The organism is Qipengyuania sp. ASV99 (assembly GCF_047872805.1).
In the GTDB taxonomy this organism is placed as follows: domain Bacteria; phylum Pseudomonadota; class Alphaproteobacteria; order Sphingomonadales; family Sphingomonadaceae; genus Erythrobacter.
Window position 1 is genome coordinate 14,932 of the sequence record NZ_JBLQUK010000003.1, and the last position, 24,372, is coordinate 39,303.

Below are 24,372 nucleotides of genomic sequence, written 5' to 3' on the forward strand. Positions count from 1 at the left end.
TCCCCCTTGGCGCGCGCGGCGCTATGGAGCAAGCCATGACTGCACGCATTGCCCAATCCATAATCGCTGCCGTGTTTCTTGGCCTGGGCGGATGGGCGCTGTTGGCGCCGGCCAATGTTATCGACCTTGCCTTGACAGAGCCTTATCGCGATTCCAGCTTCATCATGCGGTTTTCGGTCGCCTGTTTCGGCGCGCAGGCGGTGATGTTCGGGATCATGGCGCTGGTGGTCAAATGGACCGCGCGAGCCTTTGCGGTGTTCGCCGTCGTGCTCGTCCCGTTCTTCGTTTTCAATTGGTATTTCCATTACGAAATGCCGGTGCTGACTTCGATCGGAATGCTCGATTTTGCCGGCAATGTGGTGATGTTCGCCGCCTGTCTGATCGGCTGGCGCGCGGCGCGGGGTGAGGTGACGGCTTGAACGCGGATGTCGTTCCCGACAGCGAACATCGCGGGCTGATCGAACGGCTGCCGCAACGCCTGCGCGATCTGGCGCAGCTGGCGCGGTTCGACCGCCCGATTGGCTGGTGGTTGCTGTTCTGGCCCTGTGTGTTTGGCGTCTGGCTGAGCGGGGCGGGGCCGCAATTTGTGCTGCTTGGCTGGCTGCTCGTCGGAGCGATTGCGATGCGCGGCGCGGGCTGCGTTTACAACGACATTGTCGATGCCCGGCTGGATGCGCAGGTGGCTCGCACCGCTGCACGGCCAGTGGCGAGCGGCCGGGTGTCGCGCCGCGCCGCTTGGGGCTGGCTCATCGCGTTGTGCCTGATCGGAATGGTGGTGTTGTTGCAACTGCGCATCGAAGCACAGATCGTGGCACTCGCCAGCCTTGCGCTGGTTGCGGCCTATCCTTTTATGAAGCGCATCACTTGGTGGCCGCAGGCGTGGCTGGGAATGGTGTTCAACTGGGGCCTACTGGTCGGTTGGGTGCAATTGCGGCCCGGCATGGGGGACAATTGGGATGCGCTGGCGGCGATCTATGCGGGCTGCATATGCTGGGTGATCGGATACGATACGATCTATGCGCTGCAGGACCGCGAGGATGATGCGATGATCGGCATTGGCTCATCGGCGCTGGCGATGGGCGCGCGGGTCCATGCCGGGATTGCCGCATTCTATGGCGCGGCGATTGCACTGTGGGGGCTGGGTATCTGGCTGTATCGGCCCGATGTGTTTGCGGTGCTGGCGCTGCTGCCAGTGGCGCTGCATCTGGTTTGGCAAGTGGTTAGCCTTGACCCTGCGGACCCCGACAATCCGCTGGCGCGGTTTCGCTCCAACCGCTGGGCCGGGGCGCTGATGGCGGCGGCGTGCTTTGTGGTCGGCAATGCGGGGGCATAGCGGGTCATGTGCAACCTTTACCGTATGACCAAGGGGACAGCGGAGGTCGCCGCCTGGTTCGATACAGTCGAAAGCGCGGGCGGGGCTAACTTCGGCGCAGAGGTCTATCCCGGCTACCCCGGTCTGGTTGTCGCAGGGGGCGCGGTGAAGCAGATGAACTGGGGTTTTCCGCTGGTGCTGAAAGGCAAATCGGGCCAGCCGTTAAAGCCCAAGCCCGTCAACAATGCCCGGACCGACAAGCTCGACAGCTTTTTCTGGCGCCATTCATTTGAACAGCGCCGGTGCCTTATCCCGCTGACCGCATGGGCGGAGGCGCAAGGGACGAAAGGCAGCATGACACGCACCTGGCTGGCCTTGCCCGGACAAGACCTGTTCGCCGCCGCGGGCGTATGGCGGGACAGCGACGAATTTGGCGCGTGCTTTGCGATGGTGATGACAGGCAGCGCGGGTTCAGCGGTTGAGGACGTGCACAGCCGGATGCCGGTGCTGCTTGCGCGCGATGATTACGATGTCTGGGTTTCTGGTTCGCCCGAAGACGCACTGTCACTGTGCCAGCCGTGGACAGGCGAACTGACAATCGACCGCACCGATCAACCGTGGGTTCGTGGTGCGACCAGCCAGCAAAGCCTGCTTTGAACCTAATCGTAACTGACCATCTCAAATTCGATCCCGTCCCAGTCGAAGAAATAGAACCGCCGCCCCGGTTCATAATCATCGTGACCGAAGGGTGTGAGCCCTGCGGCGATCACCACTTGTTCGGCGGCGGCGAGATCATCGACAAGCAATCCGACATGGTTGAGCGGCTGCCCCTTGGCAAAGCGGCGGCCTTCATTGCTCGCCGTATCGGCGCGCACGTCGTCATTGGTGTAGAGCGCGATGTAGGCGGCGCCATTACCGGGTCCGCCGACGTGGATCGTGTCACCGCCCATCTGGGATTTGCCGCTCCAGCGGACTTCCCAGCCGAGCAATTGGCGCAGCAATTCGGCGCTGCGTTCGGGATGGGTGACGGTGAGGTTGGCGTGTTCGATGGTTCCTGTTGGCATGGTTTGCACTCCTGTTGGCGGCGGAATTGTCCACCTGCGAATCATTGGTGCAGCGACAATGCAATCTCAACCTAACTTGAGATCAAGCTATATTTCGGATAGTCATGCGCGATGAGCAGAGCACTATCCCACAAGGACCTCATCACCATCGGCGAAATGGCTCGGCGCACCGGGCTGTCGGTGTCGGCGATCCGTTTTTACGAGGACAAGCGCCTGATCGAACCCCTGCGCACCAGCGGCAATCAGCGGCGATTTTTGCGGTCCGACCTGCGCCGGGTCAGCTTTATTCTCATCGCGCAGCAATTGGGGCTGTCGCTGAGCGAGATAGACGAAGAATTGCGCAAGCTTCCTCATGGACGCACCCCGACCGCGCGCGATTGGCGGGCGATCAGCGTTTCGATCAGGGCGCGCATCGAGGCGCGGATCGCGCAATTGGAGCGCACCCGCGACCGGCTTGATGGATGCATTGGCTGCGGATGCCTCAGCCTTGAAAAATGCGCGATCTACAATCCGGGGGACCGGCTGGGGGCGCAGGGTCCGGGACCGCGTCAGGTGCTTTAGAGCGCTCTAATATTCCGGCCCCAGTTCCGCGTCGATGTCGCGCGGGCGGGCGAAATGCACCAGTTTCGCGCAGCGCGGCTTCAGATTGGCCCAGTGATCGACATTGCATTCGAGCACGGCGTAGCTGGCGGTCGGAAATTTGACACAGGCCTCGCGGAACAATTCGTTTTCGTGGCTGGGCGAAACCAGTTCGAGGATCATTTCCTGTAGGCCCGGATTGTGGCCCGACATCAGGATGGCCTCCGCCTCGCTATCCCCATCGCCCGCATATGATTGTGCGACTTCGATGATCGTATCGGTGCTGGCGAGATACAGCCGCTGATCCAGAATTACGGGCATTTCCGGCAGTCCAATGGTAAGCGTTTCTGTCACCCGCGCCGCCGGGCTGGCGATCAGCCGGTCCCACCGTATGCCATGCGCGCGAATATGGTCGCCCATCACCTCCGCGCCGCGCCGCCCGCGAGCGTTGAGCGTGCGGTCGAAATCACGCTTTACCGTGTCATCCCATTCGGATTTGGCATGGCGAAAGAGACCAAGAATTTTCACGAATCTGCGTCCCCCGGAGCATGGCTCAACACCAGCGTCCTATGCCACGCAGCAATGGGAATGCAAATGCGGCAGTCCTCGGGGCGCCAAACTGGGGAGGGCGTCCCAAAGACTGCCGCGGCAAGCCGGGCGCGAGGAGAGCGCGGGCTGCGAAACAATCGTCAGGCGGTCTCTGTGGCGTCTTCGGGCTGCGGTCCCCGCGTGATGAACGGCTTGGCGTGCTTGCGGAACTCTTCCTTGTAACGCGGGTGCTCGGTGCCCATCCAGCGGTCCCAAAAGGTGAAATAAAACCCGTAATTGTGGCCCGAGGAATGGTGCAGGTCGTGATGCGTGGTGGTGCTGATCCAGTCTGTCCACGGGTTGTCGACCCAGCCCGCCGGGAACAATTCGCTGCCCGCATGGGCCATGACGTTGCGAATCATCTGGTGCCAGATGAAAAACAGGATCGCAAATCCGGCATATGCGATGCCAAGCTGGCTGGTGATGAGCAGGAAAACCGGCACGAATGCGACTTCGATCACCGCCTCGGTAGCGGTGAAGCTGTAGGCGGTCCACGGGGTCGGGGTGCGCGATTTGTGGTGATGCAGATGCGTCGCTCGAAACATTCGTTTGTGATGCATTGCGCGGTGCGCCCAGTAGAACCACGCATCGTGGGCAATCACGATCAACGCAAATTGCCACAGGAGCGTGAACAGCGTCGCGTTCTCCAGCTTAAGCAGGATGATCCCCGTCTCACGCCCAACGAGAATCGCCAGCGTAACAAAGGCGTAGACCACCACCGTGCGCATCGAAGACAGGAGTTCGCGGACATAATCGGTGCGTGTCGCGCGGCGGCCGCGTTGAATCCGGCGCGCCTCGGCCCATCCGCGAAACACCACCAGAAACAGCGTCAGCGCGCCCGCCGCAATGAGGTAGCGGCTGAGATCGAAATAAATGCCAAACATGAAATGGTCCGCCACCCGCTCAAGGGCGTAGGCAAAGGTCGCGTCGGCTGCGGGATCAATCATCATGTCGGGTTCCTGCTTGTTGCGATTCGGTTATTGCCCGAAATCTGAGCGGCGGTCCCTTCAACCCCGGAAAATGCCGAACAATTCCGGAATTGCACGGCGAATTTCAGAATTGTTCGGCGTCGCTTACGCCATTTTCGGCAAAGGCCAGTCGCCTGAAATCGCTCGGCGTGGTGCCTGTTTCGCCGCGAAAGGCGCGGTTGAAGGTTGGCAGCGAATTGTATCCCAGATCCATCGCAATCGTCAGCACCGGCAAATCCACTTCATCGCGGCTCGCCAATTTCTCGCGCGCTTCGCCAATCCGGTGATGGTTGAGAAAGGCGGAGAAATTGCGATAGCCCATGCGCCGATTGATGAGCGAGCGCAGGCGGTGTTCAGGTGTATCGAGTTGCTCCGCCAGACCCGCAATGGTGAGGCCGGGTTCGCGGTAAGCGCCCGCCGCCATCGCTGCGATCAGCCGGTCATGCAGCACCGATTCCGACGGCGACAAATCAAGCTGCCGGGGTTCATCAGGATGCGGCACGGCCTCCTCCGTCTCGACCAGCAATTGCGGATCGGTGCGCAGCAATGCCAGCCCCGCAAACAGCATCAGCGCCAGAATGAGCAGCGTGTTGATAAGCTGCATGACCGGATAGCCGCCGCGGCTGCCGGTGATAGCTTCGAACATTTCGAACAGGATGACACCGCCCGCTTGCGCCGCCACCAGCAACGGCAGCCACAGCCGCACGGTGCGGCGCTGTTCAACCAGATCATCCTCGCGTTCAAACACCCCGACGCGCAGCAAATCCCCGATCAGCACCAGCGCCGCCAGATGAATCCAGAAAAATCCTAAAGGCCAGGTCGCCGGGACAAAATTGCCCAGAAACCAGCCCGCCAACAGCGCCGCCGCCACCCCAAGCGTGATCCGCCGGTCGGGCGTGCGCTCAAACAGATTGCGGGCAAACAGCCAGATTGAAAACGGGACCGAGATCGAAATCAGGTCGATCCATGGGTCACGTGCGCTGTCCGCCAAAACCGGGGCCGAATTGATAAGGTAAAAAATGACCCCAACAATCATCGCCACCAGCGGCACCTTGATCGCGTCGCGCACTTCGCCCGCGACGAATTGCGCGATCAGCATCAATCCAGCGCCGATCGTGATCAGGCGGATGAGAAAATCGATATCCTGAATCATGGCCGTCTATCTGGAGCCTCTGCCGCGATCTTGCCACCGGTTTTGTTGGGCAGGCTGGCATTTTCGCCGATCAATCCGCCCGTAATCCGCGCCTGCGCCTCGTCCAGCGTGACGCGGCGCACGCAGACCCCATTTGGAAAGGCGGAAAGCAGCCGCGTTGGGAAGGCGGGGGAAAGGACGACAAAATGGCCGCAATCGTCCTTGCCCCGGATCAGCCGGCCGAACGCCTGCGCCAGCCGCGCGCGGATTATGCGGTCGTCATACTGGCCGCCCGCTGTCGACGCGGCCCGGCGCGCCTTATGGAGAATATCGGGGCGCGGCCACGGCACCGCTTCCAGCACCACGCAGCGCAGCGAACGCCCCGGCACGTCAACCCCATCACGCAAGGCATCGGTGCCCAACAGGCTGGCGCGCGGATCATCGCGGAAAATATCGACCAAAGTCCCGGTGTCGATCGGATCGACATGCTGCGCATAAAGCGGCAGACCTTCGCGCGCCAAGCGGTCGGCAATCCGCCCATGGACGCTGCGCAGCCGCCGAATCGCGGTGAACAGGCCCAACACCCCGCCGCCCGAGGCTTCGATCAGCCGGGCATAGGCCCCCGCCAGCCCCGGCAGGTCGCCCTTCTTTACATCGGTCACGATCAGCACTTCGGCGCGGGCGGCGTAATCGAACGGGCTGTGCGCGCTGGATAGCAGCGGCTGGCATTCGACATGCGCCGCGCCGCTGCGCGCAATCGCGCTGTCCCATGGATCGCCCGCCTCCACCCGGTCGGTCAGCGTCGCGCTGGTCATCATCACGCCATGCGCCCCTTCGAGCACCACTTTGGCAAAGGGTTTCATCGGGTCAAGCCAGCGGCGATGGATGGCCACGTCAAATTCGCGCGCATCGCTGCGGTCAACCGCCAGCCAATCGACAAATTCGGCGTCGGCGGGACCGCCTAGCCGCGCCAACAGGCTTTCCCACGCGGCGAGCAGATCGACCCGCCAGCCCAGCGCATGGCGCGCGCCCTCGATCCGCGCACGGCCCTGCGCATCGAGCCAGTCAGGCGGGTCGGCAATGATCGCCTCCAACCGCCCGCCCAGCCGGATCAAGGGTTTGCGGATTGCGGCGAGCGCCTCTGCCGCCGTGCCTGCGGCTTCGATCATGTCGCCGGGCAGGCCGCTGGCCTCGGTTTCGATGCCATAGCCTGCCTCTTGGCCGCTTTCGTCGCGGGCATAGGTCACGCTGCGCACCGCGCCGAGCAACGCTTCTATCGGCCCAGCGGGCTCACCGTCGTGCAGCCGCCCAAGCCAGCCGTCGCCGGGCAGCGCCGCGCCAGCCTTGCACGCGGCCTCGATCGCCGCGCCGCCTTCATCGTCATAGCTGGCGAGATCGGCGAGCCGCGCGGCCAGCCCCCGCCTGCGCCCCCGGCTGCCGCGTTCGGGCCCCATGATCCAGCGCCGCAGCTCGATCGCCTCCTGCCCCGAAAGCGTCGCGGCAAAGGTGCTGTCGGCGGCTTCGAAAACATGGTGCCCCTCGTCAAAGATCACCCGCGTCGGGCGCTGGGCGTGGTCGCGCGCGCCAAATGGAGAACGCGCGGCATTGACCATCACCAGCGCGTGATTGGCAATCACCAGATCGGCCTGCGCGCTGTCCCGCGCGGCGCGTTCGATGAAGCATTTGCGGTAATGCGGGCAACCGGCATAGATGCATTCGCCGCGTTGATCGGTCAGCGCGGCGATCCCGCGTTTGCGAAACAAAGTGCCCAGCCAGCCGGGCAGATCGCCGCCGATCATGTCGCCGTCGCGGGTGAACGCTGCCCAGCGCGCCACCAGATGCGCGAGGATCGCCGGGCGTCCGGCGAACCCGCCTTGCAGCGCATCCTCCAGATTGAGCAGGCAGAGGTAATTCTCGCGCCCTTTGCGCACCACCACCGGGGGCGTGCCATCGGGGCGTTTGACGGGCCAGGCGCGGCGGCTTTCACTGCGCAACTGGCGCTGCAAATTCTTGGTGAAGGTCGACACCCACACCGTCCCGCCCGACGCCGCTGCCCAGACCGAGGCCGGAGCAAGATAGCCCAGCGTCTTACCAATCCCCGTGCCCGCCTGCGCCAATGCGATATGCGGCTGTTCGCTCCTTTGGCGCGGGGCAAAGATGCGCGCGGCATCCTGCGCATAGGCCCGCTGCCCCTCGCGCCGCTCTGCACCATCGCCGGTCAGCGCATCGAGCTGCGCCAGCACCTGATCGGGAGGCAGGTCCACCTGCCGGGGCGGGGCGCGCTCGCCCGTCTCCTCCCATTGCGGCAGAGCGGAAAACAGCCACTTTTCCGCTTTCTCCGGGCGCACAATGTGCGGTTTTAACACCTGCGCCCAGGGCCAGCGCAGCCGTTCGAGCGATTGCAGCGCGCTCCACGCCCCGGCGCGTTCGAACCATTCGGGCTCTTCGCAGGCAGCGACCATAGCGCCTGCGGCCAGTTGCAGGAACGCAGGCACGGCGTCATCGCCCTCTGGCTCTGACAGTTCCAGCGCCTTTGCCAGCCCGCGCGCCGTCGGCACGCAGAACCGCGCCGGATAGACAAAGGCGAACAGTTCGAGCAGGTCGAGCCCCGAAAGATCGGGATAGCCCAGCCGGCTCGCCACCAAGGGCGCATTCAGCAGCAGCACCGGCGTATCGGCAGCGGCCATGATGGCCTCGCCTTTGGAAACGGCACCGGTCTGACCATTCGCCGGACGCAGCCAATTCCCGCCATGGCTGGCATGGAGCGCAGGCAGCGGGACCGGATTGGCAGGGGGGAAAGCGGCAGACATATGTTTGTTGATGACCAAGGAAGGCCGATATGTAAACGCGCGAAGGGCATGCGCAGTGCAGCGTTGGCGAAAGAGGGACGACCTGCCCGGCAAGCAAGCCGCCCCTCCCTTGCGACCCTTGAGGCGAAGTGCCTCAGGGCTGGCTCAAAAACTCTTCTGCACGCCCATTGTCAGCGTGTAGTCGGTTGGCATTTGCGGACCGTTCAGATCCTGAACGATCGGAATCCCACCTTCGATCCCGAGCCGCCAACCGCGCAGCGCCCCACCGGTCGCAGCAAAGTTCAAACCGATCAATCCGGTAACGCTCTCTCCACCCTGAAAATCAGGGTTGGCGGTCTGCACAGGCCCAGCGATCAGCGGATCTATTCCGTCGACGCGCCCTAATGTCTCTGCCTGAATGCGACCTGACAATGCAACGCCCGGAGTGATCGAGGCCGCCATCCATGCGGTCGCAATCGCGCGGTCGCCATACGCATACCCTTCGTCATTCGAGCCAAGTCGAACAGTACCCTTTACCTGTGCGCCCCAACCAAACGCGGCGCTTTGATCGCGGTATGTGATGCCCGGTTCCAGATCAAACGTCCCAGATCCCAATTGCATTGGATATGGCAGACGCACGGTCGGATTGCCGCCCATCGGGGTCAGGATGTCGTCGGTCTTGCTGTTCGATCCGGTCGGAATTGATAGCCCGGCATTGATATGCACAGTGTCAGTCAGCCCGATCAGTGCGACAATCTTAGTGTCGCCAAACCCGCCGGGAGTCGTGCGGAATGTGCCCAGTTCAGCGATACCCATTCCGCCCTGAAAAGTGGTGTGGTCCATTTCGTTTGTCCAGTAATTGGCCATTACCATCAGGGTAATCTGATCGGAAATTCCGTACATGACCCCCGCCATATGCATGTCCATCCGCATAGATGTTGGCACAATGCGCAGGGTCGGCGGTTGGCCGGGAGCGCCGAAAAACCGGTTTGGAACGGTGGTGACGACTTGCTGCGGTGTCACCGAATTGGTGCCGATCTGCGTGCCGCCCATATCCATATGCATCAGCCGGTAACTGACCATCCATTCGCCAGCGGCGTGGCGGTGGTCGCCCATCACCCCGATGGGAGCATGGTCGAGCGCGTTGATCGCCTCGGGACCGTCATCCGCGATTGCTGGGGTGACTGCAAAGCCAATGGCAAAGCTGGTTACAAGCGCGCAACCGGTTACAGCGAGCGTCGTGCCCGCTTTCAAAAGCGTTTTCATCTGTAAACTCCTGTTGATCTGAACTGTCGGTATTCAGATCAACAAAGGAGGACCCGTCGCTTCATAGGCTGTAAAAGTGGGATGAGTAACGAGCGCGCGAACCGCGGCGGGTGGCGGCATTTCGAGCAACACCGCGCGCTTGGTGAACAGCACCGGTTCGCTCGGCAAAGTCGGACCACAGGCTGAACAGCACGGTTTTGCGGTCGGATTGTCGCCATGTCCAGCATGACCTTCCGCCTCGCCCGCTTGTGCGTCAGGCCCACGAAGATCGGCAAGATGGGCGCGGTGCGACTTTTCCGCACTGACCTGCGCCAAGGGAGCATGCTCCGCAGCTTGCACCGGCGACATGCAGCAGGGCGCGCCAAAGACGGTCCGCAACCCGATTGACAGCAGGAGCGCAATAAGCAGGAACGGGCGGCGGTTTCTGTTCATGGACCTTGGTCCGCCCGATTAGCGACTGGTCGCCTGAGCGCAAGTGACAAGCCGCTGTCCTACACGCGCTGATCGCGTTAAGGCATGGGCAATAGCGCACCGCCGACGCGGCGAAAAAGTTGGTAAAGTGTCAAGCTGGTAATTTCAGGTTAAGATTATGAATTATAAACAAAAAATGCCAAAAACCCTGCTTGACACCCGGTCCAATGTGTCAAGCAGTTTCGCATCTGCAAGGGGTCCGGTCGCCCTTCGCGCTTGCAACATTTGGTCCCATCCATAATAGCGCCCCTTCAATAAAGACTGGCACCATGACCGATAATGCACTGATCGAAACCGCGCGCAATTCCAAGGCCTGGCCTTTTCAGGAGGCGCAGCGTCTGGCCAAACGGTTGCGCGATGGAAAGGCAGATGGCGAGCCGGTGCTGTTCGAAACCGGATACGGCCCATCGGGTCTGCCGCATATCGGCACGTTTCAGGAAGTGCTGCGAACCACGCTGGTGCGCCGTGCCTATGAAGCGCTGACCGGGCAGGCCACGCGGCTCGTCGCGTTTTCGGACGATATGGACGGGCTGCGCAAAGTGCCCGATAACGTGCCCAATCGGGAGATGCTAACTTCGCATCTGGGCAAGCCGCTGTCGCGGATACCCAATCCCTTTGGCACGCCCTATGATAGCTTTGCCGCGCATAACAACGCGATGCTGCGCGCGTTTCTCGATCAGTTCGGCTTTGATTATGAATTCGTGAGTTCGTCGGAGCGTTACAACAGCGGCGCGTTTGACGACGCGCTGCGCGGGGTGCTGACGCATTACGATGCGATCATGGACATCATGCTGCCGACCTTGGGCGAGGAGAGGCGCAAGACCTATTCGCCGGTGATGCCAGTATCGCCGACGACGGGCGCGGTGGTGCAAGTGCCGATTACGGTGGTCGATGCGGCGGCGGGCGTGATCCGTTTCACCGACGAGGACGGCAGCGTGGTCGAACAGAGCGCGCTGGGCGGCATGGCCAAATGCCAGTGGAAGGTCGATTGGGCGATGCGCTGGGTCGCACTGGGCGTCGATTATGAAATGTATGGCAAGGATTTGACCGACAGCGGCGTGCAGTCGGGCAAGATCGCGCGTGTGCTGGGCGGGAACAAGCCAGAGGGGCTGATTTACGAGCTGTTCCTGGATGCCAAGGGCGAGAAAATCAGCAAGTCCAAAGGCAATGGCCTGACGATTGACGAATGGCTGACCTATGGCAGCGAAGAAAGCCTGGGCTATTACATCTTCGCCAATCCCAAGAGCGCCAAGCAGCTTCACGCCGGGGTGATCCCCAAGGCGATCGACGATTACTGGCAGTTTCGCGGGGCGCTGGCTGAACAATCGCTCGACAAGCAGTTGGGCAATCCAGTGTGGCATTTGCTGCGTGCGAATGAGCGCCTTTCGGGGCCCGAAGCGCCGGGTGCGGGGGATACGCTGGCGGTGCCTTACAGCCTGCTGCTCAACCTCGTCAGCGTGTTGGGGCTGGAGGCGACGCAGGCCAACCTTGCCGAATATGTGGCGAGCTACACCGGCGCGGCGGTCACCGATCCGGCTCTGCTGCGGCTGATCGAATGCGCGGTGAATTACAACCGCGATTTTCTGGCTCCGACGCTGTCCAAGCGCGCGCCGCAGGGCGGGGAAGTGTTGGCCCTGACTGAACTCGACACGCAGCTTGCTGCCGCTCCGCCTCAGGCCGATGCCGAGGTGCTGCAAACGATGGTCTATGAAATCGGCAAGCGCGAGGAATATGGGTTCGAATCGCTGCGCGACTGGTTCCGCGCGCTTTACGAAACGTTGCTGGGCAGCGAACAGGGCCCGCGTATGGGCAGTTTCATTGCGCTTTACGGAGTGGAACCGACGCGCAAACTGATCGCGGAGGCGCTGGCAAGGTGACGGATTTGCGCAACCCTGTCCGTGGGCGCGCAATTCAATACCATCTTCCTACTTCCACGCCCGCGTGCGATACCATTTGGTGATGATGTATTTGGCACCTTTCACCACCGGGGTTCCGGCGTGCATCGTGCCTTCGTTGGGGCGGCCATCGGGCAGGGCGTTGTTCCAGATCAGCAGCACGCCGGGCCGGGGTTTGATCATGATGCCGATTTCGGTGAAATGCGTCTCGCCGCCTTCTTCGACATCGTTGAGGAAAGCCATGGTTGTCCAACTGCGCTGACCGCCGCGTTTGCGTTCGTCGAGCCAGTATTTTTCGGTGGTGTAGAACCAGTCATTGTGCGGTTTGAATTGTTGACCCGGCAGGTAACGCTGGCCCTGAATCGCCTCTCCCACGACGGACGGCAGGCCCAGCAGGTCATCAATCCGCCGCCCGATCCCTTTGACAAAGCTGTCATGCGGGTCGAGATCGCCAGAATAGGAAGTGCGAAACCCGCTGTCATAGCCAATTTCGTGCAAAGAGGATGGCCGCGCGGTTTGATCGACCATCAGGCACAATCTTTCGCATTCGGCGGCGCTCAGAAATCCGCCGACTGCGAAAACTTCGGCCTTGTCGGTTTCGATGCGGTAAATTTCAGGGTCCGCGGAAAGGCGCTCGCGCACGATTTTGCCTACGCGGCACAGTGCATCCTGATCGGGAACAGCGGCGGTCTTTGTCATGGCCCGATGATTAGCAAGCAAGCGCGCTGGTGCAAGCCCGCTCGCATGAAACAAAGCCCCCGCCGGATTGCTCGGGCGGGGGCCAATGTGTTCCGATCGGGATCGGCGGCTTACCAGAAGAAGTCGTGGATCACGTCAACCACTTCGCCGGTGTAGATGTCGACCAGCACCACATCGTCATAATACCGCACCCAGCGATAGGGGCCATAGACCTCTGGCAGGCGATAGGACCACGGATCGTTGATGTAATAACGCGAGCTGAAAAACAGGCTGTCGAGATAAAAGCCGATGCTCAGACGGTTATAGTAATGAGAACGATACGGTGCGTAATAGCGGCCCAGACGAAAGACGTTGCGATTGGACTGGCGATAGTCGCGCCAGCCGTAACGGCGATCCGAACGCCAGGCTTGCCGGTTCCAGCGGCGATGGTCGCGGTATTCCGAACGCCGTCCGTCACGGTAGCCTGAACGATAGCCGTCGCGGCGAAATTCGCGGTTTTCGGCCCGGTCGCGGCGGTTATCGATCCGCCGATCAACGCGCCGATCGACGCGCTGTTCAATCCTGCGGTCCTGCCGCTGGTCAAAACGGCGATCTTCGCGCGGTTCATACCGGCGTTCATCGCGCCGTTCAAAATTGCGGCCGCTGCGCTGATCGAAACGGCGATCCTGACGCTGGTCAATCCGGCCAGCCCTGTTATCGCCGCGCCGTTCGATATTGTCTGCGCGGCGCTCGCCCCGGTTCTCAATCTGATTGGCGCGGCGTTCGCTGCGGCGGTCAACCTGATTGGCGGCGCGGTCGCGGCCTTGACGGTCAAACTGCTGTGCGCGGCGGTCGCCCCGGCGCTCGACATTGTCGGCGCGGTTATCACTACGCCGCTCAACATTTTGAGCGCGGCGTTCGCTGCGGCGGTCTACCCGCTGGTCGCGCGGTTGCCGTTGGACCTGCTGTGGTTGTGCCTCTTGGCGCGCTTCGCTGCGCCGCTGAGCTTGTTGCCCGCGATTTTGGCGAGCCTGATCGCGCGCCACTTGCCGTTCGGCGCGGCGCACCACGCGCTCCTGAGCGCGCCGATCGGGCCGGGCTTGCTGCGTTTCGGCATTCACGGAAGTGGCCGCCTGAACCGCTTCTGGTGGTGCGACAAAGGAAAGGGCAAGCGCTATGGCGGAAACCGCACCACCCTTTAGAAACAAGGTAATATCCATGAGATGCCTCCAATGTTGCCGCTCCACCACCTACGGCCTGATTGATGTTGGTTGCTACGCTTCCAACTTACCTTGGTTTATCTGCGAGTCGCTGACCGCGACCTTAACCACTCGTTGAGGCTTTCGTTCATGTTGAAGGCTAATTTACTTAACATCTTGACCAGCGCCGGCGATGTCGCAAATGGCGGGTGATGTTTGAATCGCTGGAAAAAGTGCAGATCGACCTGGTCGAGCGGTTGGCCGGTGCGGCAAAGGATCGCAAGTCGCCGATGCATGTGCCGACCGTCGTCACCAGCGATGTCGATGCGCGGATCATGGTGCTGCGCGCGTTTGACAGCGCCGCATGGACTTTGCGCTTTCACACCGACACTCGCGCGCCAAAGGTAGCCGCGATCCGCCGCGATCCCCGGATGGCGGTGCTGCTTTATGATCAGCGCGCAAAGGTCCAGATCCGCGTGCGCGGGCAAGGCCGTATCCTGTGCGGCGATCCAATTGTCGATGCTGCATGGGCGGCGTCGGATAATTTCGCGCGCCGCTGTTATCTGGGTGACGGGCCGGGCACCCCCTCCGACACGCCGACTTCCGGTCTGCCGCCCGAGTTCGAGGGTGTGGAGCCGACCGACGCACAGCTTGTCCCGGCGCGGGCGAATTTCGCGGTTTTGCTGGTTGAGATCGAGGAAATCGACTGGTTCTACCTCGCGCATACCGGCCATGTGCGTGCCCGGTTTGAACGTGACGGCGGAGCGTGGCAGGGGAGTTGGGTGTCGCCCTAGGCGGCCTTGTTCTCAGGATTGGGTTCAACCGGGGCGGGCAGCAGAATGATCTCTTCCCACTCGCTGGCGGTAATAATCTGATTTTCTCCCGAATTCTGTGCGGCAGTCAGCGCGGCATCGGCGCGCGCACGCCATTGCGTTTCGCTCTCCCCCAGCCGCCGCGCGGCAACACCAAAGCTGGCGGTCAGGCGTATTCCATCACCGATGCCAAGAACTTTGGTCCGGGAAAGTGTCTTGAGCAGCCGTTTAGCGATTCTGCTCGCCTCCGCCTCGGATGCACCGTCGGCAAGGATTGTAAAGGAGCCTTCGCTGTCTGTATCGGTTGCCCCGACCACCATATCGCTCTTGCGCACCCCGGCGCGCATGACCTGTGCAACCTGACGCACTGCATCGGCGCGGATTTCTGGCCCCCATAGCGTCCGCACCTGCCTAAGATTGTCGATCTGTCCGTGCAGGATCGCCCCGCGCGGTTTGAAAGGTGTGGTTCGCCGCTCGGTTTCTTCGATCTCGGCTGCGAACCGGGCGGGAGCAAAGAAGCCCGAAAGCGGATCAACCGGCTTGCGCAAACCGCTGCCTGATCGCAGCGCAAATAAGGTCAGTGCCCCGGTGATCGCAATTGCCAAAATCAGCGCGGTCGCCGGATCACTGAAACTTGCCTGCTCGATCCCCTGCACCATGGCTGCCCCTCTTGTGCTCTACGGCCAAGGGGTTTGCCCGATGCACAGTTAAGGGAGCGTAAAGTGAAAAGGGGTGCCGCCGTGCAATACTCCGCCGCACCCCAGTTTACGTCACCGCGTCAGCTTCTTGTATGCAAGCCGCGTCGGACGATCGGCTGCATCACCGAGCCTGCGCCGTTTGTCTTCTTCGTAGCTTTCAAAATTGCCTTCGAACCACTCGACGTGGCTGTTGCCTTCGAACGCGAGGATGTGCGTCGCCAGGCGGTCGAGGAAAAAGCGGTCGTGCGAGATAACCACCGCGCAGCCGGCGAAGTTCTCGATCGCATCTTCCAGCGCGCCAAGAGTTTCGACGTCGAGATCGTTGGTCGGCTCATCGAGCAGCAGCACGTTGCCGCCTTGCTTGAGCATCTTAGCCATATGCACTCGGTTGCGTTCACCCCCGGACAGCTTGCCCACGTTTTTCTGTTGATCCGCACCTTTGAAATTGAACGCCCCGACATAGGCGCGAGTGGAGGCATCATGGCCGTTAACCTGCATGTAATCGAGACCGTCGGAGATTTCCTCCCACACGTTATTCTTGGGATTCAGGTCGTCGCGCGATTGGTCGACATAGCCCAGATGCACGGTCTCGCCAATTTCGATGGTGCCGCTGTCAGGCGTTTCCTGACCGGTTATCATTCGGAACAGCGTTGATTTGCCCGCGCCATTGGGGCCGATTACGCCGACGATCCCGCCTGGCGGCAGCATGAAAGAGAGGTTTTCGAACAAGAGCTTGTCGCCATAAGCCTTGGTGAGGTTCTTGGCCTCGATCACCTTGCCGCCAAGTCGTTCGGGGACCTGAATGACGATCTGCGCCTTGCCCGGAGAGCGGCCAGCCTGTGCGTCCTGCAATTCTTCGAACTTGCGCACGCGGGCCTTGGATTTGGTCTGACGCGCGGCGGGGGTCTGCCGGATCCATTCCAGTTCGCGTTGCAGCGCCTTTTGCTTGCCGCTTTCCTCGCGGCTTTCCTGTTCCAGCCGCTTTGCCTTCTTTTCAAGATAGGTCGAATAATTGCCTTCGTAGGGGTAATACGTGCCCCGGTCGAGTTCGAGGATCCACCCCACGACATTATCAAGAAAGTAGCGATCGTGGGTGATCATCAGCACCGCGCCCGCATATTCCTTGAGGTGGTTTTCGAGCCATTCGACGCTTTCCGCATCGAGGTGGTTGGTCGGTTCATCGAGCAGCAGGATCGAGGGCTTCTGGATCAGCAGCCGGGTCAGTGCCACGCGGCGCTTTTCCCCGCCAGACAGGCTTTCCACGCCCATGTCCGAAGGAGGGCAACGCAAAGCCTCCATCGCGATTTCAAGTTGATTGTCGAGCGTCCAGCCATCCACCGCGTCAATCTTGGTCTGCAACTCGCTCATCTCATCGCCGAGCTTTTCAAAATCGGCGTCAGGTTCGGCCATTTCAGCGGAGATGGCGTTGAACCGGTCAACCAGATCGGCGATTTCGCGCGCGCCATCCTTGACGTTTTCGAGCACGGTCTTGCTGGTGTCGAGTTCAGGTTCCTGCGGCAGATAGCCGACGGTGATGTGTTCCCCCGGCCAAGCTTCGCCGGTGAAATCCTTATCGATCCCGGCCATGATCTTCATCAGCGTCGATTTGCCCGCGCCATTGGGGCCGACAATGCCGATCTTCGCGCCTTGGTAAAATTGCAGATTGATGTCGGACAGCACTGGCTTGGGTGCTCCGGGAAAAGTCTTGGTCATGCCTTTCATGACAAAGGCGTATTGCGCGGCCATGGGGTCGTCCTTTGGATCGAGAGAAATGCTGGAATGTTCAGCCGCCCAGATAGGCGGCACAATGGGGTAGGGCAAGCTGGACATACTCGCATCGCGGCGATAGCGCTTGGGGTGATGAAACAGACCCTTTTCGGTGCCACCGCACTTGCCGCCCTTTGCCTCACCGCCCCGCTAGCCGCTGATGGGCATGGCCACGCGACCACATTGGAAGAGGCGGCAACGCACGCGCTTGCATCGGACACTTATGCTTGGGATTTCGTCGAAGGAATCACCACCGAAGTCGGTCCGCGGCAGGCCGGGACCGAGGCAGAGGCGCGGGGCCGCGCATGGGCAATGGCTTGGTTGAACGCACACGGCTTTGCCAATGTTGCGGATGAGCCGTTCGAGATGGAAACATGGGTACCGGGCGATCTTCATCGCGCCGAAATCACCAGCCCGTTTCCGCAGCCGCTTGTGATCCAACCGCTGGGCGGCAGCGCTTCGACCGGGCCGGACGGGATCATTGCCGAGGTCGTGATGTTCGAAAGCGTCGCTGCTCTACGAGCGGCGCCAGCGGACAGCCTGACGGGCAAGATCGCCTATATCTCGCATGCGATGACCCCGACACAGGACGGATCGCAATATGGCTTTGCCGGACCGGCGCGCTGGATCGGCGCGGAACTGGCCAAGCAAAAGGGCGCGGTCGCTACCGTGATCAAATCGGTCGGCACCGATTATCACCGCAACCCGCATACCGGGGGCACGACCTTTCGCCGTGCCGATGGCTCCACCGATGTCGGACGCCCGGTCCCTACCCCGGCAGGCGCACTGTCGCTGCCCGATGCGGCCAATCTGGAACGGATGTTCGAACGCGCGAATGGCCGCCCGATCATGATGAAGCTGACACTGACCCCGGAAAATCTCGGCACCACGGTCAGCGGTAATGTCGTGGGCGAGATTGTTGGCCGCAATCCCGCCCTCCCGCCGGTATTGCTCGCCTGCCATATTGACAGTTGGTGGAATGCGCCGGGCGCTTTTGACGACGGGGCGGGATGCGGAATCATCGCAGCGGCTGCTCTCAATGTGCAGAAATCTGGCCAACCGCTGCGCACCATTCGTGTACTGTTTGCAGGGGCAGAGGAAGTCGGCCTGTTCGGATCATCCGCCTATAGCGCGGCGCATATCGATGAACCCATCGGCGTCGGGCTGGAAAGCGATTTCGGGGCAGATCGCATCTGGCGTTTCGAAAGCAATTTCCGCGAGAGCAATGCGGATTTGCACGGCCGCATTGCCGCTGCGGTGGCGCGGTTTGGCGTGGCAAATTCTTCCAATGTCGCCAGCGGCGGGGCGGATCTGAACATCGTCAGGGATCAGGGCGGGGCGATCATCGATCTGCAACAGGACGGGACCCGATATTTCGATCTGCACCACACCCCTGACGACACACTCGACAAGATTGATCCGGTGCAATTGCGCCAGAATGTTGCGGTGTGGACGCAGGTGGTCGGCATCCTCGCCAACGAAAGCCGGTCGATCCAGACCGGCGCGCCGTTGCCCAGTGCCCCGGCGACGATGGAAAACTGAGGCGCGCGGTTCGCCGTTCGAATTGGTCGCTTAGCGGTCAATCAAAAGCCAGAAAAGCGACCTTGAACTGACTCGCCTTCGTCGCGCGCGTGACACTCCAGCATTGCAAAGGGGCCGGGCCAATTCGCGCGCCTGGTTGCTGTATCAAGGGGCCCTGTCTTGCCCCGCCATTCAGCCTGCTCTGGCGCGCTCAACCCATGTGCGGGAGCGTGTGCTGTGTCAGAAAATCTCCTCATCTGCGACCTTACACAAAGCTGGTCTCCCAGTGCGGGGGGCGGCATTTCAACCTATCTCAAGGAAAAGCAGAAGTTCTTTCAGGACAGGACCGAGCACCGCCTGCTCCAGATTGTGCCGGGGCCGCAAGACCGGATCACTGTAAACGGGCGCACCATCTTTGCCGAAGTGAGCGCGCCGCAAGTTTGGGGAAGCCCCAATTATCGCTGGATCAATCGCAACAATGCCGTGTTCGAATTGCTGCGCGAATACCGGCCCAACATAATCGAAAGCCTGTGCCCATGGGTGCTGCCATGGATCGCGATCCGGCACCGGTTACGCTATCCCGAAACCGCGCTGGTCGCAGGCTATCGCACCGATTTTCCCAATGCCCATATTTACCGCGTCATGAAGGATTTATCGGGCCATTATCCGGCAACCTTCTTCAAAAATGTTGGCTATTTCTATGCATGGATGACCTATCACCGGTTTGACCGGGTCTATACGCTTAATCAGGAAGCCCAACGGATGCTGGCAGGAATTGGCTATCGCAACACCGGTGTTCTGGGGCTGGGCGTCAATATTGACCAGTTTTCGCCCGATCACCGCGATCCCGGTTTTCGCGCCGAGCTGGGCCTGCCGCACTCCGAAGGGCCATTGCTGATTTATGCGGGGCGGCTCGACAATGAAAAGCGCGCCTATGTTCTGACAGAAATGTTCAAGCAATTGCCGCGCGATCTCGGCGCGCAAATGGTGCTAATGGGGGACGGCAAATTGCGCGCCAGCCTGATGGAGGAGGCGCGCGGGCTGCCGATTGCGTTTCCAGGATATGAGACCGACCGCCGCGAACTGGCGCGTGCGCTGGCGAGCAGCGACATTTATGTTAGCGGCATGGCGGATGAGACTTTTGGCATTTCGGTGCTGGAGGCGCAGGCGTCAGGATTGCCGGTGGTCGGCGTAGCGAGCGGGGCGATGCCCGAACGGGTACCCGAAGGTGCGGGCCTGTTGGGACCGATCGATGATGCGGTGGCGATGGCGCGCAATGTTACCCGCATCTGGCGCGAAGACTATGGCGCTGCGCGAGTCCGATCGCTCGCCTTGGCAGCTTCGCAAAACCGCTGGCCGCAAACATTCGAACAGCTGATCAATGTCGAATATCGCGCGGCATTGAAAGCCCGTGATCGGCGACTAGATGGACCATTGAGCCGCCGATTCCAGCAAGCGCCAGACATCTCTTGACCCAAGAATCTCTTCCCGAAACTGGACCCTATACAGCGCCGCCTTTGCTGGATGTGCCTGCGGTGCATCCGTGGCGCAATGTGTCGCGCCGTTCGCTGACCCTTGCGCTGTCGGTGCTGCCGATCGTGGCGCTTATCAATGTTGGCGTGCTCGTCTGGTCACTCGGAGGGATCGATCTGTCGCAGCGCATTTCGCGGCCCGAATTGCTCGGATTGGCGGCAGCATTGGTGTTTGTGCCGATGCTTTCCAATTCACTACGGCTGGCGATCTGGGCGCGGTTCCTGGGGGTAGATCTAGGATTTGCGCGCGCCCTTAAAGTCATCACCGGAATGATGGTCGCCAATTCAGTCACGCCATCGGCAACCGGCGGGATGCCGATCAAGGTGCTGTTTCTGATGGGTGAAGGTGTGCCTGTGCGCCGAGCGCTTACGCTGGTGTCGTTCCAGACTGCGGAGGATGCGCTGGTGCTGTTCAGTCTGGTTGGGCTGTGCGCCGGACTAAGCGGGTTTGCACTTTTCGAATTTCTTGGCAGTGATCCGGTGTTGTGGGGAAGATTTTCGGCGGGTATCAGGACCACGGTGCTGATTGCAGCGATGGCTGCGGCGGGGCTTGTATTGATTGTCGCAATGGTCGCGGGCGGCGTGTTCGGCCGCCGGGCTCGGAACTTTGCGTTTCGCATGGTCGACACTGGCCGGGAGTATGTCAGCCATATCGTGTTGGACTGGGGCGCGGCGCTTAGACACGGCAAGGGCGCGGCGCTGATCAATATCACGCTCGCTGGGGTGCAATGGCTGGTGCGGTTCTCAATCGCCGGTCTTGTGCTGGCGGCGTTTGGGATTGATTGGCAACCGGTGCTGTTCTGGCTGCTGCAATATCTGGTGCAATCGATCAGCTCGATCGTGCCAACACCGGGCGGGGCGGGCGGTGCGGAAGCGGGGTTCTTGTTTCTGTTTGCGCCGTTTGTCCCAGTGGATGTGCTGGTGCCCGCAATGAGCGCGTGGCGGCTGATGTTCTTTTATCTGCCCCTGACCGGTGCGGCCTGCCTGTTTTTTCTGCTGACGCGTAAAATACGGATCAAGTTAGCGGCACCTGCTGCGCCGCCGCAACCTGCCGAATAGCAAGCTAACCCCTCACGATCCCCGATAGCGCGTTGCCGCTGCGGCCTGGAAACAGCTGCGTCATTGCCATCTGCGGATCAAGGCGCAGATGCTCGGCGAGCGATCCGGCAAGCACCTGTTCAAGCGCGGTGGTGGGGCGCAGGTCGCGGCCTTCGTAAAGGTCCGCCTCGCGCAGGCCCGGCCAATCGGCAATCACCCGACCTCCTTTCACCGCTCCGCCCAGAACCAGCGCTGCCGAAGCCGTTCCGTGGTCGGTTCCGTTGGTGCCGTTGAACCGTACCGTGCGGCCAAATTCAGTCACCACGAATACCATCGTATCCGCCCACGCCGCGCCCATGCCGGTCTGATAGGCCCCCAGAAGGGCATCAAGCTGCCCCGCGTTGCGGCGGAACGCGCCCAGTTGATTGGCATGGGTATCCCAACCGCCCAGCTCCATCATCGCAATCCGCGCACCATCGGCTCCGCGCATCAGCGACGCGACCAATACGCCCGCTGCCTGCGCATCGCGCAGATTCCGCATCGTGTCGCCTGCACCTCCGGCGCTGGCCATCGCCTGCGTCTCCAGCGCAGCCTGCCACAATCCGGCAAGTTGCGGATCGGCTTCATAGAGCATCGCAACCCGCGCCATGAAGGCATCGCTCGCCTCGGGCAGGGCACTGGGCGCATAGCTGGAGGCGGGCGCATTGCCCCGCAGCGCCAGCGGCATGGTCGGCGCAATGGCCAGCGCCTTGGGAGGATTATCGCCTGCCTCGCGCGCCAGCATTGTCACCAGCCGGTTAAGCCAACCATCATCCGCCGCATAGGGCTGCGCCGCGCCCGTCTCCAGCATGTTCTGCCCGTCGAAATGCGAGCGTTCGCGGTATGACGTTGCCGCGGCGTGGATGAACAGGGCCTCGCCTGCATCAAACGCGGCGGTCACATTGGTCAGCGCAGGGTGAATGGCAAAGAATCCGCTCGCCTGCCTTGCGCCATCATATTCGCTCAATGTCGGCCCCCGCAGCGCTGCAAATGCAGGATCGCCGATCGGCGCTGCCATCGCCATCCCGTCCGCTGCGCCGCGCAGCAGGATCAGCAGGACATTCTTTTCGCCCGGTGCATTGGCAAAGGCCATGCGCGGAAAAGTCAGGCTGGCCGCGCCCAGCGTCAGTGAGCCTGCCAGAAGTGCGCGGCGGTTGAGAATAATCGTCATCGCATTTACCTCCGCATCATTTCAGGGGAAACCAGCAACAATGCCAATGCCTGCGTGCCGCTTTCCGCGCGCGCCAGCCATGTCCGCGTATGATCGGTCAGCGCGCCCGGAAACGCAGCTCCGGCGCGGGCCATGACATCATCTGATGGTGCGCCGCGCGCGATCCTTTCGGCCATTTCGACCCGGCGCAACAACGCATCGGGTCCGGCCCAACTGCCCTCAAGATCATCATAGCCCGCAGGGGATGGCGCGAGCCACGGCATTTGGCCAATCTCGGATAGAGCACCTGAAAGCCGCCGGTTGCTCAGCGATTCGATCCCCGTGATTCGCAGCACCGCCACCAGCCATTCGAACGGTTGACGGAATTTCACCGGGCTTTCGGTCCAGACTTCGGGCGAATTGATTAATGTGCGGGTGAGGCTGGCAAGATCGCCATTGCTGCGCCGAAACTCCGCTTCCAGCCGGGCAACAAGGCTTTGTGGCGGTGTGTCGCCAGCAAAGTGCCGCGCCAGTTTGGTGGCGATAAAACGCGCAGTGGATGGGTGGCTGGCAAGGTCATCGAGCACCGCCAGCGCCTGCCCCGCGCCGCCTTCGCGGTAAGTGCGGCCCAGCACCTGACGACTGCCGGGCTCATGGGCAAATTCGGCAAACGCCGCGCCGCCCGGTTGCGGCTCGCTGAACCTTTCGATCCGGGCAAGGCCGCCGATCGTCCAACCGGTCAGCGCGCGGGCAAATTCGGTGACATCCGCCTGATCATATCCGCCATCGACCCCCAGCGTATGCAGTTCGAGAATCTCGCGCGCGAGGTTTTCGTTCAACCCGCGCGGTCCCCCACCATTGCCCTGACGCCGCCTCTGAGCACGCCTTTGCTGAAAGGGTGAGTTCGGCCCGACGGACTGAAACTGATCGAGATAGAGCAGCATCGCGGGATGCAGCACCGCGGCCTTTAACAGGTCGGAGAAATTGCCCAGAACATGCGGGCGGATCGCCGAAAATTCATGGTTGGCGACCTGAAAATGTGTGCCCGGCTTCTTCGCCGAGACGCTGAAATGGTTGGACCAGAAATGCACCAGCCGTTCCATCATTGGGGCGGTGCTGGTGATTGCAATGCGGGTGCGCAATCCGGCATCCTCGCGCAGGGTGCGGGCTGCGGTCTGATAGGATTGGCGCACGTCAGGCGGCAAGCCGTTGAGCGGGTCTGCGCCGCCCTGCATCTGCGGCTCCATCGCCTGTTCATTCATGGTGCCAGCTGCCTGAGACTGCCGTTCGCGGCGGAGGCTGCGCAACATTTCGAGGATTTCACCAGCCTTTGCCGAAGTGTCTTCCCGGTCAGCCAAGATCGCCGGGGCAGGGTCAAAGGCGTCCATCTGCGCATAAAGGGAACGGACGGGGTCGCCCGGCACGATTTGCCCACGGCGCAGGCCGTAACCGAACCGATTGAGCGCGATGCTGGGTTTGCTCATCATGGCCCTCTTGCTGAAATATCTCACCGCATCTGGTTGAGATAAAGGTGCCTCGGCCCGCGACCAAAGTCACGTATTCTCTGGTAATGTTTTGTCGCAGCCATCCGCGATCCGCGACAATTGCCGCGCGCGTTGATGGTGTCCAAAATATTCAGTATTTGTTGAAATGGTCGGGGAGACAAGATTCGAACTTGCGACCCCCTGTACCCAAAACAGGTGCGCTACCAGGCTGCGCCACTCCCCGACATTTCATTTCAACTGCGTTCCAATTCCCGCCGGTTAGCCACCCGGTGGGTGGTGGTGGGCCCGGCAGGATTCGAACCCGCGACCTAGCCGTTATGAGCGGCCAGCTCTAACCGCTGAGCTACAGGCCCCCCGGACATACTCCAA

General features: G+C 61.5%; 22 protein-coding genes and 2 tRNA genes. 9 read left to right on the forward strand and 15 right to left on the reverse strand.

The window, feature by feature from the left end:
- The first annotated feature begins 35 nt into the window (after positions 1-35).
- The 3 genes from ACM64M_RS05465 to ACM64M_RS05475 are packed head-to-tail and all read left to right on the forward strand — an operon-like array spanning position 36 to position 1,969.
- Complete coding sequence (locus ACM64M_RS05465; RefSeq protein ID WP_416227663.1) at positions 36-419, forward strand: hypothetical protein; 384 nt, start codon at positions 36-38, stop codon at positions 417-419.
- Positions 416-1,333, forward strand: a complete 918-nt coding sequence (ubiA, locus tag ACM64M_RS05470; protein ID WP_416227664.1) for a 4-hydroxybenzoate octaprenyltransferase — start codon at positions 416-418, stop codon at positions 1,331-1,333. The genes ACM64M_RS05465 and ubiA overlap by 4 nt, the downstream gene beginning before the upstream one ends.
- Before the next feature lie 6 nt (positions 1,334-1,339).
- Positions 1,340-1,969 carry an SOS response-associated peptidase gene (locus ACM64M_RS05475; RefSeq protein ID WP_416227665.1) on the forward strand — a complete coding sequence of 210 codons (630 nt, stop codon included), beginning with the start codon at positions 1,340-1,342 and terminating at the stop codon, positions 1,967-1,969.
- A 2-nt stretch (positions 1,970-1,971) separates the two neighbouring features.
- Here ACM64M_RS05475 and ACM64M_RS05480 read toward each other — a convergent pair whose 3' ends face one another.
- Positions 1,972-2,376 carry a VOC family protein gene (locus ACM64M_RS05480; RefSeq protein ID WP_416227666.1) on the reverse strand — a complete coding sequence of 135 codons (405 nt, stop codon included), beginning with the start codon at positions 2,374-2,376 and terminating at the stop codon, positions 1,972-1,974.
- Positions 2,377-2,487: 111 nt separating this feature from the next.
- Here ACM64M_RS05480 and soxR point away from each other — a divergent pair, with 111 nt between their 5' ends.
- Positions 2,488-2,937 (forward strand): redox-sensitive transcriptional activator SoxR, encoded by a 450-nt coding sequence (soxR, locus tag ACM64M_RS05485; protein WP_416227667.1) that lies wholly within the window; start codon positions 2,488-2,490, stop codon positions 2,935-2,937.
- 6 nt (positions 2,938-2,943) lie between these two features.
- On the opposite strand, the gene ACM64M_RS05490 is transcribed toward soxR, so the two are convergent.
- From ACM64M_RS05490 to ACM64M_RS05515, 6 genes are all read right to left on the reverse strand, one after another.
- Positions 2,944-3,483, reverse strand: coding sequence for a SixA phosphatase family protein (locus tag ACM64M_RS05490; protein ID WP_416227668.1), 540 nt, complete (start codon positions 3,481-3,483; stop codon positions 2,944-2,946).
- Between the two features lie 161 nt (positions 3,484-3,644).
- The gene (locus ACM64M_RS05495; RefSeq protein WP_416227669.1) at positions 3,645-4,493 is read right to left on the reverse strand and encodes a sterol desaturase family protein; all 849 of its coding nucleotides are present in this window, start codon (positions 4,491-4,493) and stop codon (positions 3,645-3,647) included.
- A gap of 103 nt (positions 4,494-4,596) precedes the next feature.
- A complete protein-coding gene (locus ACM64M_RS05500; RefSeq protein ID WP_416227670.1) occupies positions 4,597-5,664 on the reverse strand; it encodes a helix-turn-helix domain-containing protein in 1,068 nt (355 codons plus the stop codon).
- Complete coding sequence (locus tag ACM64M_RS05505; protein WP_416227671.1) at positions 5,661-8,453, reverse strand: ATP-dependent DNA helicase; 2,793 nt, start codon at positions 8,451-8,453, stop codon at positions 5,661-5,663. The genes ACM64M_RS05500 and ACM64M_RS05505 overlap by 4 nt, the downstream gene beginning before the upstream one ends.
- A 144-nt stretch (positions 8,454-8,597) precedes the next feature.
- On the reverse strand, positions 8,598-9,698 hold the full coding sequence (locus ACM64M_RS05510) for a transporter (RefSeq protein ID WP_416227672.1): 1,101 nt from the start codon (positions 9,696-9,698) through the stop codon (positions 8,598-8,600).
- Between the two features lie 33 nt (positions 9,699-9,731).
- The gene (locus ACM64M_RS05515) at positions 9,732-10,130 is read right to left on the reverse strand and encodes a hypothetical protein (RefSeq protein ID WP_416227673.1); all 399 of its coding nucleotides are present in this window, start codon (positions 10,128-10,130) and stop codon (positions 9,732-9,734) included.
- Positions 10,131-10,438: 308 nt separating this feature from the next.
- On the opposite strand from ACM64M_RS05515, the gene ACM64M_RS05520 reads away from it, so the two are divergent.
- Entirely contained in the window at positions 10,439-12,046 is a 1,608-nt protein-coding gene (locus ACM64M_RS05520) for a lysine--tRNA ligase (protein ID WP_416227674.1), read from the forward strand.
- A gap of 48 nt (positions 12,047-12,094) precedes the next feature.
- Here the strand turns inward: ACM64M_RS05520 and ACM64M_RS05525 are convergent, their stop codons facing one another.
- A complete protein-coding gene (locus ACM64M_RS05525) occupies positions 12,095-12,763 on the reverse strand; it encodes a prolyl hydroxylase family protein (RefSeq protein ID WP_416227675.1) in 669 nt (222 codons plus the stop codon).
- A gap of 110 nt (positions 12,764-12,873) precedes the next feature.
- On the reverse strand, positions 12,874-13,962 hold the full coding sequence (locus ACM64M_RS05530; RefSeq protein ID WP_416227676.1) for an RcnB family protein: 1,089 nt from the start codon (positions 13,960-13,962) through the stop codon (positions 12,874-12,876).
- A gap of 191 nt (positions 13,963-14,153) precedes the next feature.
- On the opposite strand from ACM64M_RS05530, the gene ACM64M_RS05535 reads away from it, so the two are divergent.
- On the forward strand, positions 14,154-14,735 hold the full coding sequence (locus ACM64M_RS05535) for a pyridoxamine 5'-phosphate oxidase family protein (RefSeq protein WP_416227677.1): 582 nt from the start codon (positions 14,154-14,156) through the stop codon (positions 14,733-14,735).
- Here the strand turns inward: ACM64M_RS05535 and ACM64M_RS05540 are convergent.
- Together ACM64M_RS05540 and ettA are read right to left on the reverse strand one after the other, a co-directional pair.
- On the reverse strand, positions 14,732-15,412 hold the full coding sequence (locus ACM64M_RS05540; protein ID WP_416227678.1) for a GGDEF domain-containing protein: 681 nt from the start codon (positions 15,410-15,412) through the stop codon (positions 14,732-14,734). The genes ACM64M_RS05535 and ACM64M_RS05540 overlap by 4 nt on opposite strands.
- Positions 15,413-15,523: 111 nt before the next feature.
- Positions 15,524-17,197 carry an energy-dependent translational throttle protein EttA gene (ettA, locus tag ACM64M_RS05545; protein WP_416227679.1) on the reverse strand — a complete coding sequence of 558 codons (1,674 nt, stop codon included), beginning with the start codon at positions 17,195-17,197 and terminating at the stop codon, positions 15,524-15,526.
- Positions 17,198-17,311: 114 nt separating this feature from the next.
- Between ettA and ACM64M_RS05550 the strand changes: the two genes are divergently transcribed.
- From ACM64M_RS05550 to ACM64M_RS05560, 3 genes are all read left to right on the forward strand, one after another.
- The gene (locus ACM64M_RS05550) at positions 17,312-18,760 is read left to right on the forward strand and encodes a M28 family peptidase (protein ID WP_416227680.1); all 1,449 of its coding nucleotides are present in this window, start codon (positions 17,312-17,314) and stop codon (positions 18,758-18,760) included.
- Between the two features lie 216 nt (positions 18,761-18,976).
- Entirely contained in the window at positions 18,977-20,212 is a 1,236-nt protein-coding gene (locus tag ACM64M_RS05555; protein ID WP_416227681.1) for a glycosyltransferase, read from the forward strand.
- Entirely contained in the window at positions 20,209-21,330 is a 1,122-nt protein-coding gene (locus tag ACM64M_RS05560) for a lysylphosphatidylglycerol synthase transmembrane domain-containing protein (RefSeq protein WP_416227682.1), read from the forward strand. The genes ACM64M_RS05555 and ACM64M_RS05560 overlap by 4 nt, the downstream gene beginning before the upstream one ends.
- Positions 21,331-21,334: 4 nt before the next feature.
- On the opposite strand, the gene ACM64M_RS05565 is transcribed toward ACM64M_RS05560, so the two are convergent.
- The 4 genes from ACM64M_RS05565 to ACM64M_RS05580 all read right to left on the reverse strand — a co-directional run bounded on the left by ACM64M_RS05565 (position 21,335) and on the right by ACM64M_RS05580 (position 24,356).
- Positions 21,335-22,519, reverse strand: a complete 1,185-nt coding sequence (locus ACM64M_RS05565; RefSeq protein ID WP_416227683.1) for a DUF1501 domain-containing protein — start codon at positions 22,517-22,519, stop codon at positions 21,335-21,337.
- A 5-nt stretch (positions 22,520-22,524) separates the two neighbouring features.
- Positions 22,525-23,982, reverse strand: a complete 1,458-nt coding sequence (locus ACM64M_RS05570) for a DUF1800 domain-containing protein (protein ID WP_416227684.1) — start codon at positions 23,980-23,982, stop codon at positions 22,525-22,527.
- A 167-nt stretch (positions 23,983-24,149) separates the two neighbouring features.
- Positions 24,150-24,226 (reverse strand) — tRNA-Pro (locus tag ACM64M_RS05575).
- Between the two features lie 54 nt (positions 24,227-24,280).
- Positions 24,281-24,356 (reverse strand) — tRNA-Ile (locus ACM64M_RS05580).
- Between the last annotated feature and the right edge of the window lie 16 nt (positions 24,357-24,372).

What these genes read in the sequence shown, in the direction of transcription:
- soxR (WP_416227667.1), top strand. Translation starts at nt 2,488, where the DNA reads ATGAGCAGAGCACTATCCCACAAGGACCTCATCACCATCGGCGAAATG.
- ACM64M_RS05520 (WP_416227674.1), top strand. Translation starts at nt 10,439, where the DNA reads ATGACCGATAATGCACTGATCGAAACCGCGCGCAATTCCAAGGCCTGG.
- ACM64M_RS05570 (WP_416227684.1), bottom strand. Translation starts at nt 23,982, where the DNA reads ATGAGCAAACCCAGCATCGCGCTCAATCGGTTCGGTTACGGCCTGCGC.
- ACM64M_RS05505 (WP_416227671.1), bottom strand. Translation starts at nt 8,453, where the DNA reads ATGTCTGCCGCTTTCCCCCCTGCCAATCCGGTCCCGCTGCCTGCGCTC.
- ACM64M_RS05465 (WP_416227663.1), top strand. Translation starts at nt 36, where the DNA reads ATGACTGCACGCATTGCCCAATCCATAATCGCTGCCGTGTTTCTTGGC.
- ACM64M_RS05500 (WP_416227670.1), bottom strand. Translation starts at nt 5,664, where the DNA reads ATGATTCAGGATATCGATTTTCTCATCCGCCTGATCACGATCGGCGCT.
- ACM64M_RS05510 (WP_416227672.1), bottom strand. Translation starts at nt 9,698, where the DNA reads ATGAAAACGCTTTTGAAAGCGGGCACGACGCTCGCTGTAACCGGTTGC.
- ACM64M_RS05515 (WP_416227673.1), bottom strand. Translation starts at nt 10,130, where the DNA reads ATGAACAGAAACCGCCGCCCGTTCCTGCTTATTGCGCTCCTGCTGTCA.
- ettA (WP_416227679.1), bottom strand. Translation starts at nt 17,197, where the DNA reads ATGGCCGCGCAATACGCCTTTGTCATGAAAGGCATGACCAAGACTTTT.
- ACM64M_RS05525 (WP_416227675.1), bottom strand. Translation starts at nt 12,763, where the DNA reads ATGACAAAGACCGCCGCTGTTCCCGATCAGGATGCACTGTGCCGCGTA.
- ACM64M_RS05495 (WP_416227669.1), bottom strand. Translation starts at nt 4,493, where the DNA reads ATGATGATTGATCCCGCAGCCGACGCGACCTTTGCCTACGCCCTTGAG.
- ACM64M_RS05475 (WP_416227665.1), top strand. Translation starts at nt 1,340, where the DNA reads ATGTGCAACCTTTACCGTATGACCAAGGGGACAGCGGAGGTCGCCGCC.
- ACM64M_RS05535 (WP_416227677.1), top strand. Translation starts at nt 14,154, where the DNA reads ATGTTTGAATCGCTGGAAAAAGTGCAGATCGACCTGGTCGAGCGGTTG.
- ACM64M_RS05530 (WP_416227676.1), bottom strand. Translation starts at nt 13,962, where the DNA reads ATGGATATTACCTTGTTTCTAAAGGGTGGTGCGGTTTCCGCCATAGCG.
- ACM64M_RS05540 (WP_416227678.1), bottom strand. Translation starts at nt 15,412, where the DNA reads ATGGTGCAGGGGATCGAGCAGGCAAGTTTCAGTGATCCGGCGACCGCG.
- ACM64M_RS05480 (WP_416227666.1), bottom strand. Translation starts at nt 2,376, where the DNA reads ATGCCAACAGGAACCATCGAACACGCCAACCTCACCGTCACCCATCCC.
- ACM64M_RS05550 (WP_416227680.1), top strand. Translation starts at nt 17,312, where the DNA reads ATGAAACAGACCCTTTTCGGTGCCACCGCACTTGCCGCCCTTTGCCTC.
- ACM64M_RS05565 (WP_416227683.1), bottom strand. Translation starts at nt 22,519, where the DNA reads ATGACGATTATTCTCAACCGCCGCGCACTTCTGGCAGGCTCACTGACG.